We start from the raw sequence: 16601 nt of genomic DNA on the forward strand, positions 1-16601 counted from the left end.
GCCTTCGGGTGGGCCGAGACCAGGCCGCGGTAGGTGTTGGACGACTTGCCGGCGCTGATGCCCTTGGAAATGATCCGCGAGCGGGTGTTGGCGCCCAGGTGGATCATCTTGGTGCCGGTGTCGGCCTGCTGGCGGCCGTTGGTGATGGCGATCGAGTAGAACTCGCCCGAACTCTCGTTCCCGCGCAGAATGCAGGAGGGGTACTTCCACGTGATCGAAGACCCCGTTTCCACCTGGGTCCAGCTCACCTTGGAGCGGTCGCCGCGGCAATCGGCCCGCTTGGTGACGAAGTTGTAGATGCCGCCCTTCCCGGTTTCCGGGTCGCCCGGGTACCAGTTCTGGACAGTGGAATATTTGATCTCGGCGTCGTCCAGGGTGACCAGCTCGACCACGGCGGCGTGGAGCTGGTTCTCGTCGCGCATCGGGGCCGTGCAGCCCTCCAGGTACGAGACGTAGCTGCCCTTGTCGGCGATGATCAGGGTGCGCTCGAACTGGCCGGAATTCTCGGCGTTGATCCGGAAATAGGTCGAGAGCTCCATCGGACAGCGCACGCCCGGCGGGACGTAGACGAAGCTGCCGTCGGAGAACACCGCGGCGTTCAGGCAGGCGAAATAGTTGTCGCTGACCGGCACCACCGAGCCCAGGTACTGCTTCACCAGCTCGGGATGCTCGCGGATCGCCTCGCTCATCGAGCAGAAGATAACCCCGGCCTGGGCCAGCTCCTTCTTGAAGGTGGTGACCACGCTGACGCTGTCGAACACGGCGTCCACGGCGTAGCGGGGCGCGCCCTCGACGCCGGCCAGGACCTCCTGCTCGCGCAGCGGGATGCCCAGCTTCTTGTAGACCTCCAGGATTTCCGGATCGACCTCGTCCAGGCTCTTGGGGCCGACCTTCTCCTTCGGCGCGGCGTAGTAGTAGCTGTCCTGGTAGTCGATGCGCGGGAAACTTACTTTCCCCCAACTCGGCTCGTCCATCGCCAGCCAGCGCTCGAAGGCGTCCAGCCGCCAGGTCAGCATCCACTCGGGCTCGCCCTTCTTGGCCGAGATGAAGCGGACGATGTCGGCGTTCAGGCCCTTGGGCGCGAAGTCCTGCTCGATGTCGGTGACGAAGCCGTGCTTGTACTTCTCGAGCGAGGCGACGTGTTCGACGGTCTGTTTGACGGCTGCCATCAGGCGACTTCCTTCCGGCGCGCGGCGTGACGGGCATGGGCTTCAAGCCACGCGTCCGCGAACCGGTTCCAATCTTGTTCGGTGGTGTCCCACCCGCCTGAGACGCGGATCGCGCAGGCGGCGAGGTCGCCCAGGCCCATGGCGGCGAGGACCGGGCTGGCCTTCACCTTGCCGGACGAGCAGGCCGATCCGGCGCTGACCATCACCCCGGCCAGGTCGAGCCCCATGACCTGCAGGTCGGAGGTCCAGCCGGGCGTGGCGACGCAGAGGGTGTTGGGCAGCCGGGGCGACGCTTCGCCGACGACCACGGCGCCCGCCGCCTGCAGGCGCGCGGCGGCCGCGTCGCGGAGAGCTCCCTGCGCGGCAAGGCCGGCCACCGCGACCTTAGCCGCTGCGCCGAACCCACTGATTCCCGGAAGGTTCTCGGTTCCGCCGCGCCGGCCGCGCTCCTGGCCGCCGCCGTGCTGGCGCCGGACCATGGTGGCGCGGGGGCCGAAGGTGAGTGCGCCGACGCCCTGGGGGCCGCCGATCTTGTGGGCCGAGACGGACAGCGTGTCCGCGCCCAGGCCCCGGCTGTCGACCGGGACCTTGCCGGCCGCCTGGATGGCGTCGACGTGCAGCCAGCCGTCGGCGGCGCGCACCAGCTCGGCGGCCTCCGCGACGGGCTGGATGACGCCGGTCTCGTTGTTGGCGAGCATCAGGGCGACGAACGGTTTGCCGTCTGCGGCGTCCCAGCGGGCCAGGCGCTCGCCCAGCCAGTCCAGGTCGGCGACGCCGTTCGCGTCCACCGGCAAGGTCTCCACCGGTACGCCGAGCGCCCTGGACGTTTCCTGGACGCTGTCGTGCTCGATGGCCGAGACGACCAGGCGCTTCGCCCCCGCCGCGACCGCACTCTCGATGGCCAGGGCATTGGCCTCGGTGCCGCCGCTGGTGAAGATCACCGTCGAAGCCGGCGCGGCGATCAGGGCGGCGACGTCGGACCGGGCCTGCTCCATCACCGCACGCGCCGCGCGGCCGGCCGCGTGGATCGACGACGGATTGCCGACGTGGGCCAGGACGTGGGTGATGGCCGCGATCGCTTCGGGCCGCACCTTCGCCGTGGCGTTATGGTCGAGGTAGACGCTCATGCGGCGCGCCGCAGCCTTCCGCCGATCACGTCGGCCAGGCTGACCGAGGCCAGGTAGTCCTCGATCTTGTCGCCCAGGTCGGCCCAGAGGTCGTGGGTCAGGCAGCGCTCGCCACGGATCATGCAGCCCTGCCCGGCCTTCTCGCAGCGGGTGGCGCGCAGGGGCTCGTCCACGGCGTGGACAATCTCGGCGATGGTGGTGGTGTCGGCCGTGCGCGCCAGGCGGTAGCCGCCGCCGGGACCGCGGGCGCTCTTCACCAGGCCCTGGCGGCGCAGGCGCGCGAAGAGCTGTTCCAGGTAGCTGAGCGAGATCTCCTGCCGCGCGGCGATGTCGGCCAGGGCCACGGCGCGGCAGGCGTCGCTTTCGCGGCGCGCGAGGTCGGCCATCGCCATCACGGCGTAGCGACCTTTGGTTGAGAGACGCATGGCTTTGGGTCCGATGCAGTTTTCGCGCGCATCCGGGGCCGCCTATGTTATTAGCCCCGCCTCGCGCAGGGCTCCCAAGCAGGTCGCGCCGGATAGGCTGCGACTTAGGAAGACCCAGCACAGCAGTCAAGTATTCCGGACGGATGAGAGACCACGAATGCCAGAGATAGTTCTGACCGGCGCAGCTGGACGGATCGAGGGGCGCTATTCCCAGGGCAAGAGCGAGACCGCACCGGTCGCCTTGATCCTGCACCCCCACCCCAAGGCCGGCGGCCAGATGAACAATCCCGTGGCGGTGCAGCTCTTCCACCTGTTCATGAAGCGCGGCTTCTCCGTCCTGCGGTTCAACTTCCGCGGCGTGGGCCGGTCCCAGGGCGAGTTCGACGGCGGCATCGGCGAACTGGCCGACGCGGCGACGGCGCTGGATTGGCTGCAGTCCACCAACCCGGCGGCGTCGCAGTGCTGGGTGGCCGGCTATTCCTTCGGCGCCTGGGTGGGCATGCAGCTCCTGATGCGCCGCCCCGAGACGGACGGCTTCATCTCGGTGTCGCCGCCGACCAACGCCTATGATTTCTCGTTCCTGGCCCCCTGCCCGGCCTCGGGCCTGATCCTGCACGGCCAGAACGACACCGTCGTCCCGCCGACGGACGTGGAGCGCGTGGTGTCCAAGCTGCGCACGCAGAAGGGCATCGTCATCGACTACGACGTGGTCGAGGGCGCCAGCCACTTCTGGATGGAGAACCTGCCGGACGTGGAACGCCGGGTGGGCGACTACCTGGACAAGCGCCTGGCGGCGAACCCGGCCTGACCCCGTGCCCGCGCCGGAGGATGCGATCCGCGCGCGGCGCAAGCTGACCAACCGGCTGATCGCGGCGCACCAGGCTGAGCGGCTGCGGCCGTTCTTCCTGCCCGACGTGACCCTGATCGTCGGCGATGGCGGCCTGATCCTGGGCCTGAACGCGGTGATCGAAGCGTTCGCGGCCCAGTTCGCCGACCCGACCTTCAAGACCTACATTCGTGAAACCGAGACCGTCAGCCTCGACGCGAAGGGGACTCGCGCCGCCGAGTCAGGCCGCTGGACCGGCGTCTACGCCGATGCGGAACTGCGGGGCAGCTACCTGGCGGCCTGGCGCAATGTCCGCGGCCAGTGGGCCATCGAGAGCGAGCTCTACGTCACCCTGGCCGGCTAGAACCGTCTTTGCCGCGTCCGCTCCAGGGCGCTCACGGCGAAGGCCGCGAAGGCGGCCGACCGGCGGGCCGCGCTGCGATCGGGGGCGAGGCCACCGACCTGCGCGCCGTCCGGTGCGGTCAGCCGCCAGGACCAGGCCTCGCCGGCGGCTTCCAGGGAAAACGCAAACCCGCCGGTGCTGGGGGAGATGGGCTTGTCCATGCCGTGAAGGTCGCCCGCCGGCGTGCAGGTGGATCGCCGCGCGGTGTGGAGATTGGGTGCAGGCTCAGTCCGCCCTGGGCAGGGTCACCCGGAACGCCGCGCCCTGCCCTGTCTCGACCAGCTCGATCCTCGCGTGGCTGGCGGCCAGCAGCGAGCGGGCGATGGGCAGGCCCAGGCCGGTCCCGCCTTCGGCCCGGCGGCTCGTGAAGAAGGGTTCGAACAGGCGCTCGCGGTCCGCGGCGGGAACCCCCGGCCCGTCGTCGGCGACGGTGAGGATCACATCGGCGCCCTCCCGCGCCGCTGTCACCGTCGCGCGGCCCGCCCCGGCCTGGCGGGCGTTCTGCAGCAGGATGGTCAGCACGCTTTCCACCGTCGTGAGCGGCGCGGCGACGGCCGGGATGTCACGCGGCACGTCCACCTCGACCGGAAAGCCGGCGGCGTCGGCGGCGCGGCGGGCGGGTTCGGCCAGGTCGGCGGCCGCGCCCGCCTCGGGCATGGCCATGTCGGCGCGGGCCAGGTCCAGCAGCCGCGTCACCAGCTGCGAGAGGCGGTCGCTGTCGCCGGCGATGTTGTCCAGGAAGCGGCGCCGCTCATCCGGCGACATGGTTTCGAAGTGGTCCTGCAGCAGCTCCACCGCGCCGCCGATGCCGGCCAGCGGGGTCTTGAACTCGTGGCTGACCGCCGCGGCGAAGTCGCGGAGGTAGCCGCTGCGCCGCTCGATCCGCTCGGCCATGGCGCGGAAATCCTCGTAGAGGTCGCGGATCTCCACGGCCGCCGTGCGCGGGGTGCGCGGGATCTCCCCCCCACCGCCCGCCACCTGGCGCGACGCGGCGCTCAGCGTCTCGATCGGCAGGGTCACGCCGCGGGCGATCAGGCCCGAGAGCACCACCAGCAGGCCCAGGATCACACCGGCGGCCAGCGCGAACTTGCCCCGGTCCTCGTAGAGGCCGCGGAACAGCGCGCGGGGCGAACGCGACAGGAGGATCACCCCCTTCACCTGTCCGCCCACCACGATCGGCCGGGCATGGTGCAGGCGGATGCCCGACGCCTTGCTGAGCCATTCGAAGCGGTAGAGCGGACGGTAGTCGCCGTTCTCCCGCAGGACGGTGCGCGGCCGGCCGGCCAGGGCGGCCTGGACCTCGGGCAGGCCGGAATAGTCCTCGCCGTCCACCGAGACGCCATGACGGTCCAGCACCACGGCGGAGGCCAAGGTCGTGCGCGTGGTGCGCTCCATCACCGGCTCCAGCGCCCGGGCGACGCCCACGGCCTGGGGATCGGCGGGCTGGCGGGCGCGGGGCGGAACCGGCCGTTCGGGCAGCACGGGGTCGCGGCTGAGGTCGATGGTGGTGAACTCCGGCCGGAAGTAGCCGTCCGGCGGCTTCTCGGGCCGCGGGACAGCCGCCGGCGCCCCTGGCCAGCCGACGGCCGCCACCGCCGTCAGCGCCGCGCCCTGGGCCACCAGCTCGGCCTCGGTCTGCCGGACCAGGGTGTTCTCGAAGACCCGCAGCGAGATGGCCCCGATGGCGGGCATTGCGGCGGCGAACAACAGCACCCCGAACAGGATGGTGCGCAGCCGCAGCGCCGGCCACCAGGGGGCGATCAGGTCCTTGATGCGCTCGATCAAGCCGGCTGGCCGAGGCAGGGGCCCAATCGGTAGCCGACGCCGGCGCGGGTCTCGACCACGTCGTCGCCCCCGAGAGCGGCGAACTTGCCGCGCAGGTTGCGCACGTGGCTGTCGATCGTGCGATCGGTGATGGCGAAGCCCGGGCCGTGCAGGTTGTCGATGATGGCGTCGCGGCTGAACACGCGGGCCGGCGCGCCCATCAGGATGCGCAGGATGCCGAATTCGGTGACGGTCAGGGCCACCTCCTTGTCGCCCCAGCGGGCGATCCAGCTCTCCGGATCCAGGGCGAGCCGGCCTTGGCTCATGACGGCCTGCGCCGGCTTTGGCGCAGGAGCTCGGGCCCGGCGCAGGATCGCCTGGACGCGGGCCACTACCTCGCGCGGGCTGAACGGCTTCACGACATAGTCGTCGGCGCCCAGCTCTATCCCCAGGATGCGGTCGATCTCGTCGTCGCGGGAGGACAGGAACAGGATCGGCAGGTCGCCCTGGGCGCGCAGGCGGCGGCAGACCTCCAGCCCGTCCAGCTTGGGCATGTTGATGTCCAGCACCACCAGGTCGGGGCGCTGCTGCTCGACGCTGGCCAGCGCAGCCTCGCCGTCCTCGGCCTCGCGCGCGGCGAGGCCGGCCTTCTCCAGGGCGAAGACCAGGAGCTGGCGGATGTGCGGATCGTCGTCGACGACGAGGACCTGGGGCATGGGGCTCATGTTCCGGGGTTCGGGGTGGGCGTCAATGGAGCGGTGGGTTTCGGCGGGGGCGGCAGCGCCCCCTCGCAGTTGCGGCCGCTGCTTGCCGGCCGCGCGAAGGACTCTCCGGTCAAGGCCTGGACGCGTTCCAGCCGTCGGGCGTCGCGCCAGCGCCAAGTGCGCCACGCCGTCTGCTGGACCGCCACGTCGGCCGCAAGCATCCGGCGCTTCCAGGCGATGCGGTCGCGGAAGTCCCCCGGCGGCAGGCGGCGTTCCAGCTCCGCGAGGGAGACGACGCCCGCGCCCTTGAGGTCGCCGAAGTAGCAGACGTCCAGATTCACGCCCTTGCCCCCGACCTCGCGGGCGTGCCGGACGTTCCAGGACGCGGCGACGGCGCCCAGGTCGACCACGCTGCAGCCCAGCAGGACCACGCCCGCGGCCAGGACGTTGGCGTTCAGCAGCCAGCCGGAACTCTTCCGCGCCAGCAGCCGCCAGCAGATCAGCGCCAGCCCCAGGGCCACCAGGCCCATCCACAACAGGGCGGCGATCCGCATCCGCGTCAGCGAATAGACCTCAATGTAGTCCAGCGTCCGCAGGACGGTGGAGGCGACCAGGAACAGGTTCTGCGCCACCCAGGCCGTGACCAGGATGCGGACCAGGCGCGAGTCCGCCGTGCGCGACCCGGGCCGCAGGAAGACCAGGACGAACAGGCCCGCCAGCACCGCCGTCGCGATCAGGGCGTAGGCGCCGCGGTGGGCGTAGTCGGCGAAGCTGACCCCTTCCGGCAGGCCCGCCCCGCTCCAGAGGAAGGCGACGTCGAGGACGTTCTGCAGGCCGAACAGGGCGTTGAAGACGATCAGTGACACGGTGATCGAGGCGGTGGTCACGCCCGGCAGGTCCACGTCGCCCTCCATGCCCGGCGCGGCGCGGGTGCAACGAAGGCCGCGGGGCCGCAACAGGGCCCACACCGGCAGGGCGACGAAGGCCCAGAACACCACCCGTCCGACGTCCGGCTCCGGCAGCGCCAGCGTAGCCAGGCCCTCGCTGATCAGCGGATTGGCGCTGGCGAACAGCCACAGGAAGATCGCGCCGCCGCACACCGGCAGGATCGCCGCCAGCAGGATGGCGGTGACCTTCAACGGTCGCGACCGCGCCCGGACCTTGAGGATCCGCTTCAGATCGAGCAGCGGCCCGATCAGGCTCTTGATCCCGGCCATCACGAGCCGCTGCGCCCAGCGCCAGGCGTCGTCGCCCGCGGCCGCTCGAGGCGCCAGCGCCGCGACCGCCAGGGCGAGGATGCAAAGCAGAACCCCGACCAGCGTCGGGCGCTCGACCTGCACGGCGGCCAGGATCGCGGCGACCCCGAGCGCCGGCCAGGCGGCGCGGCTGGTCCGGACGGCCGGCAGGACGGCGACGCAGGCCAGGGCGAACAACGCCAGACCTAACCCCGGCTGCTGTTCGAACAGCAGCACATCGGCGGCGGCCACCAGGCCCACGGCCAGGGTCGCCTTGATCCAGAAGCTCGGAAGCCGCGCGGGCATGCGGAAGTCCCCTTGTCGGAGAACCTTCCTAGCGACGCCCGGTCGCGCCCTGCCCGAGCCGCCGTGCGCAGGCGGCCCGGTTCATGTGCAGAAGTTGTGCAGGCCTATCGGGTCAGTTCGAGGCCTTCCAGGTCGCCCTTCTCGCGCCAGGCCTCGAGCACCTTGGTGAAGGCCACCGGCCCCGCGCCATACGAGCCGTTCTTGACGGTCATCGCCTCGGGCTTGCCCTCGTTGTTGTAGTAGCCGGGCGTGCATTCCTTCAGGAACGCCTCGCGCATGACCGCCAGCTTGACGATGGTGTCCACCCAGGCCGCCTCGGCCTCGGCCGAGGGCTCCACCGTGCGGGCCTGACGCTCCATCGCGCTCTGGATCACATAGGCGATGTGCTTGGACTGCTCGTTGATCATGTGCGGGAAGTTGGCGCTGAACCCCGACTGCACGTTCGAGACGATGAAGCAGTTGGGGAAATCACGGGTCAGCAGGCCGTGCAGGGTCTCGGCCCCGTTGGCCCACTTCTGGGTCAGCGTCTTGCCGCCCTTGCCGTAGAGCTCGTAGCCCGAGCGGCGGGTGTAGTCCGTGCCGACCTCGAAGCCGGTGGCGTAGATCAGGCAGTCGACCTCGTATTCCTTCCCGTCCACGACGATGCCGTGCTCGGTGATCCGCTCGACGCCCTTCCCCTTGGTGTCGACCAGATGGACGTTCGGTCGGTTGAAGGTGGTCAGGTACTCGTCGTGGAAGCACGGCCGCTTGCAGAACTGGTTGTACCAGGGCTTCAGCGCCTCGGCCTTGGCCGGGTCCTGGACCACCGAGTCCACCCGGGCGCGGACCTGCTCCATCTTCTTGAAGTCGGCCAGTTGCATCAGCTCGGCGGGGTTCTCGACCTTCTCGCCGGCCTCGGCCTTCTTGCGCGCCAGCAGCAGGATGTTGCCGATGATGTCGGTCCAGCCGTCGTTGACCAGGTCCTTGTCCGCGAAGCCGCCCGAGACCAGGATGTTGAAGTTGTCCATCCGCTCCTGCTGCCAGCCGGGCTCCAGGCTCGCGGCCCATTCCGGGTCCGTCGGCCGGTTGTTGCGGACGTCGATGGACGAAGGCGTGCGCTGGAAGACGTAGAGCTCCTTGGCCCACTCGCCCAGGTGGGGCACGCACTGCACCGCCGTCGCGCCGGTGCCGATGATCCCGATGCGCTTATCCTTCAGGCCGGTGAGGCCGCCGTTGGAGTCGCCCCCGGTATACTCGTAGTCCCACCGGCTGGTGTGGAACGAGTGCCCCTTGAAGCCCTCGACGCCGGGAATGCCCGGCAGTTTGGGGCGATGCAGCGGCCCGTTGGCCATGACCACGAACCGCGCCTTGAGCGCGTCGCCGCGGTTGGTCGAGACGATCCAGCGGGACGTGTCCTCGTCCCAGCGCATCTCGGTGACTTCGGTCTGGAACAGCGCGCCCTTGTAGAGATCGAACTTCTCGCCGATGGCGCGGCTGTGGCGCAGGATCTCGGGCGCGCGGCTGTACTTCTCGACCGGCAGGTAGCCGACCTCTTCCAGCAGCGGCAGGTAGATGTAGCTCTCGATGTCGCAGGCCGCGCCCGGATAGCGGTTCCAGTACCAGGTGCCGCCGAAGTCGCCGCCCTTCTCGATGATGCGGATATCCTCGACGCCGGCCTCGCGCAGGCGCGCCGCGGCGAGTTGGCCGCCGAAGCCGCCACCGACCACGACCACCTCGACCTCGTCGAGGATCGGCGCGCGATCCAGCCGCTCGACGTAGGGATCTTCCAGGTAGTGGGCGAACTGTCCGGCGATCTCGACGTACTGCTCGCTGGCGTCGGCCCGCAGGCGCTTGTCGCGCTCAGCCCGGTACTTCTCGCGAAGCGCGTTCGGGTCGAAGCCCAGGTCGTCCGCCGCCATCGTCTTCCTCCGCCGTTATGTTATCGGCGTTCAGCCTGCCGAACGAATGTTTGAACGGCAAGGGGGACGTTAGGTCAGCGTGGGCGCGGCGCCTTGCCCAGGTCCTTCAGCGGCCCACGATCCTCGATCTGCCCATCCACGATCAGCCAGGCGTGATCGCCCGCACCGACGATCAAGGCCTGACGGCTCTGGAGCTGCAGGAAGACGTGCGTCTCCAACGGCGTCGGCGACACGACATGGGTGACGAACGCCGCCACAGCATTTCCGGCCTTCGCATCCGGCTTTGGCATGACCATGCAGCTCGCCGTCAGGGCGTCCAGGGCCGTGACCGTCTTGCCATCGGCTGTGACGCTGAAGCGGTAGTGGCCACCGATGGGGATGGCCCCAAGTTCCGGCATTGGCGCGAGCAGCCAGACCAGCCACCCATCGCGCTCGGGATCCTTCAGGACGATGTGGTTGTAGCCGGTGCGGCAAACCGGCCGCCCCTTCATTGCGGCGGTGGCCGTCGTCCAGGCGGCGAAGTTGGCCTTCTCCTCGGCCGACAAGGTCCGATCCGCCGGCTCGGAAACCTTGGTCTTGGGATCGGGGGTCACGTCGATGTCGTAGCCAGCCTCCAGACCTCGACCGATGTCCCGCAGGAAGCGCACGCGTTGGCCGGTCGGGGTGTCCTCGACAATCCAACCTCGCAGGCCCGCTGCGGCCGGGTCGGCGAGTTGCGGCCGCAGAGCATCGGTCGCGACCCACGCGGCGACGTCCTGCCGGGCCATCGCCCGACCGAGCTTCTCGACCGTGGCGATCGGAAACTCGCGAATGGGCGCGCGGACAGGCGGCGGTGCGTCCGCCGCCGCTGCGGGCGACGTCAGGATCAGCGCCAGCGCGACGAGGACACTCCGCATCGCGCTACTTCTTCAAGCTCGTCAGATAGTCCAGCGCCGTCAGCGCCTGGGCGCGGACGCCAACCTCCATGGCGCCCTCGTCCATCACGTTGAAGAACGGCGAGTGGTTCACGCCCTTCGGGAAGCCGATTCCCAGGTCGTAGAACACGCCCGGGACCTTCTGCTGGTAGTACGAGAAGTCCTCGGCGCCGGTGATGAAGTCGATGTCGTCCTTGATCTTGCCCTGGGCGGCGCGGCTCAGGGTCGGCTTCATCTTCGCCGTCAGCGCCGGGTCGTTGCTGGTGACGGGGTTGGGCGTGTTCCAGACGACCTCGCCCTTGCCGCCGTAACGGCCGGCGATCGAGTCCACCGTCTTCTCGATGCGGGCGATGATGTCCTTGCGCAGCGCGGGATCGAAGGTGCGCAGCGTGCCGCCCAGGGTCATGTCGTCCGGAATGATGTTCCCGCGCACGCCGCCGTGCACGGTCGCCACGGTCAGGATGGTGGGCGTGCGGGTCACGTTGATCTGGCGTGCGGCGATCTGGTTGAAGGCGAGGACGATCTCGGCCTGCATCGAGGCGATGTCGATGCCGGCCGAGGGATTGGCTCCGTGGGTCTGCTTGCCCTTCAGCCGGATCTCATAGCCGTCGGAGCCCGCCATCATCGGCCCGGAGCGCCAGACCAGCGAGCCGGGCTCGCCGGGGACGACGTGTAGGCCGAACACGGCGCTGGGCGCCGGATTGGCCAGGGCGCCTTCCTTGATCATCAGCGGGGCGCCGCCCTCCTCACCCGCCGGCGGGCCTTCCTCGGCCGGCTGGAACAGGAGGACCACCGTGCCGGGGATCTGGGCCTTCATCGACGCCAGCACCTCGGCCGCGCCCATCAGGATCGCCACGTGGGCGTCGTGGCCGCAGGCGTGCATGACCCCGACCGTCGCGCCGTTGTAGGTCGCGGTCACCTTGGAGGCGAAGGGCGCCCCGGTCTGTTCGGCCACCGGCAGGGCGTCCATGTCAGCCCGCAGGGCCACGACGCCGCCGGGCCGGCCGCCCTTCAGCACCGCCACGACGCCCGTCTTGGCGACGCCGGTGCGGACTTCGAAGCCCAGGGCCCTCAGGTGATCCGCCACCAGCTTGGCCGTGCGCACCTCGTTGTTGCCCAGCTCGGGGTGCTCGTGGATGTCGCGCCGCCAGGCGACGACCTTGGGCTGGACGGCCTTGGCCTTGGCGAAGACCGCGGCGTCGAAGCTCTGCGCCGCGGCCGGCGTCGCCAGGACCAGCGCCAGCGCGCCGGCGATCCAGTGAGATTTGCGCATGAAACTTCCCCTTCAAGGCCGGACGATGCGGCCCCCGGCCATCGGCGCGGCCACCCCAGTGGTCTTCGGAAACGAGATCGGCAGGCCCCGGAACGTGCGGGCCGCCAGATAGGCGAAGGCCTCGGCCTCGATGGAATCGCCGCGCCAGCCGTGGTCCTCGGCGGTCTTCACCGGCATGGGCAGGCGCTCAGCCAGGGCCTTCATGATCTCGGGATTGTGCCGCCCGCCGCCGCAGACGATCACCTCGGTCGGCGCGGCGCCCATCATGTCGAAGCCGGCCTTCACGGCCTCGGCCGTGAAGGCGACCAGCGTCGCGGCGGCGTCCTCGAGCTGCAGGGCCTCCAGCGGTTCCAGAGAGAAGTCGTAGCGGTCGAGCGACTTGGGCGGCGGCGCCTGGAAATAAGGATGCGCCAGCAGGGCGCGGACCACCGCCTCGTCCACCCGCCCCACGCTGGCGTACTTGCCGCCGGCGTCGTAGCGGCCGGCGCCGCGGGCCTGGACCAGCAGGTCGATCATCCCGTTGCCGGGGCCGGTGTCGAACGCGGCGATGTCGTCGCCGCCCGTCCAGAAGGTGACGTTGGCCACGCCGCCGACGTTCAGCACCGCCAGCGGCGCCTGCAGGTTCGAGGCCCGCGCCCGGGCCAGGTGGTAGATCGGCGCCAGCGGGGCGCCCTCCCCGCCCGCGGCCACGTCGGCGGTGCGGAAGTCGAAGGCCACCGGCCGGCCGGTCAGCCGCGCCAGCATGGCCGCGTCGCCGAGCTGGACCGTGCGGCCGGGAACGCCGTCCTTCGGCCGCTCGTGCAGCACCGTCTGGCCGTGCATGCCAATCAGGTCGAGGTCGGGCCAGGACAGGCCGTTGGCCTGCAGGAAGGCCTCGGCGGCGGCGTGATGCTCCTCGGCGACCATCTCGGCCGCGTGAGGGAAGATGGCGGGCTCCGGAGTGCCGCGCTCCCACGCCAGCGCCTGCTGCGTCGCCTCCAGCATCACGTTGCGGGTGGCGTCGGTCAGCTTGCGTTCGCCCGCCGGGCCGAACGCCTGGATCGCCTCGCCATCGGTCTCGAGGACGGCCATGTCGACGGCGTCCAGCGAGGTCCCGGTCATGAATCCCAGCACGAGCATGACCGTTGACTGCCATGTCCGAGGACCGCTAGCTAGACGCCATGATCGGTCCCGCCGCCAGCACCGGCCGCTATTACCGCCTGCCCTTCTAGCAGGCGCCCGATCCCACGCGCCTGCCCCTCCCGGCCGGCGCATTCCGAACAAATCCGAGAACGCCGGCCTCCTCGCACCCCAAGGAGCCTGCCATGTCCCTCGAAATCCTCTCCGCCGACGTGCTAGAGCGCGCCGGTCCTACAGATGAGATTCCGCCTCCGATGACCGAGACCGCGTTCACGTCCGACTTCCTGAAGGTGCTGCAGGAGCGCGGTTACATCCATCAGGTGACCCACCCGGCCGAGCTGGATGAGGCGGCGACCAAGGGCGTGATCACCGCCTACATCGGTTTCGACGCCACCGCGCCCTCACTGCACGTGGGCTCGTTGATCCAGATCATGATGCTGCGCCGGCTGCAGCAGACCGGCCACAAGCCCATCGTGCTGATGGGCGGCGGCACCACCAAGATCGGGGACCCGACCGACAAGGACCAATCGCGCCCCCTGCTCACCGAAGCCCAGATCCAGGCCAACATCGCCTCGATCAAGACGGTGTTCGCCAAGTTCCTGACCTTCGGCGACGGCCCGACCGACGCGATCATGGTCGACAACGACGCCTGGCTCTCGAAGTACGGCTACGTCGACTTCCTGCGCGAGTTCGGCGTCCACTTCACGGTCAACCGGATGCTGGCGTTCGACAGCGTGAAGGCGCGGCTGGAGCGTGAGCAGCCGATGACCTTCCTCGAATTCAACTACATGCTGATGCAGTCGGTGGACTTCCTGGAGCTGGAGCGCCGCAACGGCTGCCTGCTGCAGATGGGCGGGTCGGACCAGTGGGGGAACATCGTCAACGGGGTGGAGTTGATCCGCCGAGTCGATCAGAAGCCCGCCTTCGGCCTGACCACGCCGCTGCTCTCCACCGCGTCGGGCCAGAAGATGGGCAAGACCGTGGGCGGAGCCGTGTGGCTGAACGCCGACATGCGCAGCCCCTACGACTACTGGCAGTTCTGGCGGAACACCGAGGACGCCGACGTGGGCCGCTTCCTGAAGCTGTTCACCGACCTGCCCCTGGACGAGATCGCCCGGCTGGAGGCCTTGCCCGGCGCCGAGATCAACGAGGCCAAGGTCATCCTCGCTCGGGAAGCCACGACAATGCTTCACGGGATTGATGACGCGCTGGCGTCAGAGCTTACCGCCCGACTCGCATTCAAAGATGGCGTTACGGACGCGAGCCTTCCGACCGTAGAAGTCGCGCGTGACCAGTTCCCGGTCCATCGGACAACGGCCGGATTAGTCGTTGAAGCGGGACTGGCTAAATCGCTTGGTGAGGCCCGAAGACTGATCGCTGGCGGTGGGGTCTCGATCAATGATCGAAGAGCTTTGGCGGATGAAAAGCACGGCTACGACCAACTCCTTCCCGAGCTGAACGCCTTCAAAGTTCAAGTTGGTAAAAAGAAGATCGTGCTGGTGAAGCCGGTGTAGCGCCTCTCCCTCCCCTTTATGGGGAGGGTGGCCGGAGCGAAGCGAACGGTCGGGTGGGGAGCCCAGGATCAAGCTCGGAGCTTGACCGTGACTTCCCCACCCTGACTGCTTCGCAGTCTGTCCCTCCCCATGAAGGGGAGGGAAAAGGAGAGACGATGACCGATATCGTGGAAGGCGCCCCAGCGCCGGACTTCGACCTGGAGACGCCTGACGGCCGGGTGAAGCTCGCCGACTTCGCCGGCAGGACCGTGGTGCTCTACTTCTACCCGAAAGACGACACCACCGGCTGCACCAAGGAAGCGCAGGAGTTCTCCGCCCTCGCCCCGGAGTTCGCCAAGGCCGGCGTCACGGTGATCGGCGTCTCCAAGGACTCGATCGCCGCGCACAGGAAGTTCGCGGCCAAGTACGACCTCGCGGTGAAGCTGGGCTCGGACCCCGAGGGGCAGGTCGTGGAACGCTACGGAGCCTGGGTCGAGAAGAGCCTCTACGGCCGCAAGTACATGGGCATCGACCGCTCCACCTTCCTGATCAGGGACGGCAGGCTCCAGAAGATCTGGCGCAAGGTCCGCGTGGCCAACCATGCGCAACAGGTGTTGGACGCTGCGAAGGCTTCGTGACGCTTTTCGCCGATAAACGATGACCGGCATGCGGCCGGCGGTCGCTTTGGGGCCGAACCTGCTCCGAAGCGCTTGCCTGTCGCAAAAAAGTCGTCGCATATCGCCGACACCGAGGGTGTGGGGACTTCCGGCAACGCATGAAACGTCTGGCGCAGCTCGGCCGTTCGCTCGTGGAGCTGTTCCCGGAACGGCACCTCTACGTCCGCTCCGGCGGGGCCATGAAGGCCTTCGTCCTCACCACCAAGAAGCAGCTGATCATCGCCGGCGGCGTCGCGGGCGGCGCCATGTGGATGGGCGTCTGCACGGCCGCCATGCTGGTGAACCTGATGTCGGCCTCGTCCGCCGACCGCGAGATCGCCAAGCTCAAGGCCCAGTCCGAGCGCTATGTCGCCGACCGCCAGGCCCGTCTGGACAGCGCCATGGCCCGGCTGAACGCAGCCTCCGGATCAGGCCAGGACGCCGCCGCCTCCATCGAGAAGCGCCACGCCGCGCTGGCCCTGCTGCTCACCGACCTGAAGGGCGCGCCGGGCGCCGCCGAGGCCCTGACCCCCGCGATCAACCGCGCCCTGGCCGGCCAGGACGTCAATCCGGTGCGCCGCGTCGAGATGGTGCGCATCGGCCAGGAACAGCTCCTGGACGCCGCCGACAGCTTCGCCAAGGGCCGCGCCGACCGGCTGCGCCTGGCGTTCCGCATGGCCGGCCTCTCGCCCGCCACCTTCGTATCCGGCGCGGACTCGCTAGGCGGGCCGCTGATCGAGTCCAAGGACCCCCGCGCCCTGGCCGCCGTGCTGGACGTGGACGACGATTTCGCCGTGCGCATCCAGCGCGCCGCCCGCGACCTCTCCGAGGCCAAGGCGATGGCGCAGGCGGCGGGCGACCTGCCACTGGCCCGGCCCACCGCCAACAACCAGCAGACCAGCGGCTTCGGCGTGCGCTTCGATCCCTTCACGCGCCGGCCGGCCTATCACTCCGGCCTCGACTTCGGCGGGGGCTACGCCACCCCGATCCATGCCACCGGCCCCGGTGTGGTGTCGTTCACCGGCCAGCGCTCGGGCTACGGGAATGTGGTCGAGATCGACCACGGCCGCGGCCTGAAGACCCGCTACGCCCACCTCTCCGGCTTCGCCGTGCAGCGCGGCCAGCGCGTGGCGGTGGGACAAAGGATCGCATCGATGGGCTCGACGGGCCGCTCGACAGGGACCCACCTTCACTATGAGGTGTGGGTCAACGGTCGGGCCCAGAACCCGGGCCGCTTCCTGAAGGCCGGTCAATATGTTCTCCAAGCCGCAGACTAAGGGCGCGTCCGC

General features: G+C 69.5%; 16 protein-coding genes. 5 read left to right on the forward strand and 11 right to left on the reverse strand.

Annotated elements, in window-relative coordinates; all coding sequences use genetic code 11:
* From sufB to EPO51_RS17675, 3 genes are all read right to left on the reverse strand, one after another.
* Positions 1-1169 (reverse strand): Fe-S cluster assembly protein SufB (sufB, locus tag EPO51_RS17665; RefSeq protein WP_293352967.1); only part of this gene is annotated, 1169 nt, incomplete at its 3' end.
* Positions 1169-2296, reverse strand: coding sequence for a cysteine desulfurase family protein (locus EPO51_RS17670; RefSeq protein WP_293352969.1), 1128 nt, complete (start codon positions 2294-2296; stop codon positions 1169-1171). The genes EPO51_RS17670 and sufB, both read right to left, overlap by 1 nt.
* Positions 2293-2721 (reverse strand): Rrf2 family transcriptional regulator, encoded by a 429-nt coding sequence (locus EPO51_RS17675; RefSeq protein ID WP_293352971.1) that lies wholly within the window; start codon positions 2719-2721, stop codon positions 2293-2295. The genes EPO51_RS17670 and EPO51_RS17675 overlap by 4 nt, the downstream gene beginning before the upstream one ends.
* Positions 2722-2878: 157 nt before the next feature.
* Here EPO51_RS17675 and EPO51_RS17680 point away from each other — a divergent pair, with 157 nt between their 5' ends.
* On the forward strand, positions 2879-3529 hold the full coding sequence (locus EPO51_RS17680) for an alpha/beta hydrolase (protein ID WP_293352973.1): 651 nt from the start codon (positions 2879-2881) through the stop codon (positions 3527-3529).
* Positions 3530-3533: 4 nt separating this feature from the next.
* Entirely contained in the window at positions 3534-3911 is a 378-nt protein-coding gene (locus EPO51_RS17685; RefSeq protein WP_293352975.1) for a nuclear transport factor 2 family protein, read from the forward strand.
* Here the strand turns inward: EPO51_RS17685 and EPO51_RS17690 are convergent.
* From EPO51_RS17690 to EPO51_RS17725, 8 genes are all read right to left on the reverse strand, one after another.
* Entirely contained in the window at positions 3908-4111 is a 204-nt protein-coding gene (locus EPO51_RS17690) for a hypothetical protein (RefSeq protein WP_293352977.1), read from the reverse strand. The two genes, EPO51_RS17685 and EPO51_RS17690, sit on opposite strands and share 4 nt — an antisense overlap.
* Positions 4112-4175: 64 nt before the next feature.
* Entirely contained in the window at positions 4176-5735 is a 1560-nt protein-coding gene (locus EPO51_RS17695) for a sensor histidine kinase (RefSeq protein WP_293352979.1), read from the reverse strand.
* Positions 5732-6430 carry a response regulator transcription factor gene (locus EPO51_RS17700; protein WP_293352981.1) on the reverse strand — a complete coding sequence of 233 codons (699 nt, stop codon included), beginning with the start codon at positions 6428-6430 and terminating at the stop codon, positions 5732-5734. Before EPO51_RS17700 ends, EPO51_RS17695 begins: the two co-directional genes overlap by 4 nt.
* Positions 6431-6435: 5 nt before the next feature.
* On the reverse strand, positions 6436-7959 hold the full coding sequence (locus tag EPO51_RS17705; protein ID WP_293352983.1) for a DUF4153 domain-containing protein: 1524 nt from the start codon (positions 7957-7959) through the stop codon (positions 6436-6438).
* A 104-nt stretch (positions 7960-8063) separates the two neighbouring features.
* Positions 8064-9857, reverse strand: a complete 1794-nt coding sequence (locus EPO51_RS17710) for a flavin-containing monooxygenase (protein ID WP_293352985.1) — start codon at positions 9855-9857, stop codon at positions 8064-8066.
* A gap of 74 nt (positions 9858-9931) precedes the next feature.
* A complete protein-coding gene (locus EPO51_RS17715) occupies positions 9932-10753 on the reverse strand; it encodes a hypothetical protein (protein WP_293352986.1) in 822 nt (273 codons plus the stop codon).
* Positions 10754-10757: 4 nt separating this feature from the next.
* Complete coding sequence (locus tag EPO51_RS17720) at positions 10758-12044, reverse strand: amidohydrolase (protein ID WP_293352987.1); 1287 nt, start codon at positions 12042-12044, stop codon at positions 10758-10760.
* A 12-nt stretch (positions 12045-12056) separates the two neighbouring features.
* Complete coding sequence (locus EPO51_RS17725) at positions 12057-13163, reverse strand: anhydro-N-acetylmuramic acid kinase (RefSeq protein WP_293352988.1); 1107 nt, start codon at positions 13161-13163, stop codon at positions 12057-12059.
* Between the two features lie 254 nt (positions 13164-13417).
* Between EPO51_RS17725 and tyrS the strand changes: the two genes are divergently transcribed.
* From tyrS to EPO51_RS17740, 3 genes are all read left to right on the forward strand, one after another.
* Positions 13418-14677, forward strand: a complete 1260-nt coding sequence (gene tyrS, locus EPO51_RS17730; protein WP_293353428.1) for a tyrosine--tRNA ligase — start codon at positions 13418-13420, stop codon at positions 14675-14677.
* Between the two features lie 155 nt (positions 14678-14832).
* Positions 14833-15294: a peroxiredoxin gene (locus EPO51_RS17735; RefSeq protein WP_293352989.1), complete on the forward strand. Its 462-nt coding sequence runs from the start codon at positions 14833-14835 to the stop codon at positions 15292-15294.
* Positions 15295-15431: 137 nt separating this feature from the next.
* Positions 15432-16589: a M23 family metallopeptidase gene (locus tag EPO51_RS17740; protein WP_293352990.1), complete on the forward strand. Its 1158-nt coding sequence runs from the start codon at positions 15432-15434 to the stop codon at positions 16587-16589.
* The last annotated feature ends 12 nt before the right edge of the window (positions 16590-16601 follow it).

Origin of the sequence: Phenylobacterium sp., from assembly GCF_004297125.1 — a bacterium.
Taxonomy (GTDB): Bacteria; Pseudomonadota; Alphaproteobacteria; order Caulobacterales; family Caulobacteraceae; genus Phenylobacterium.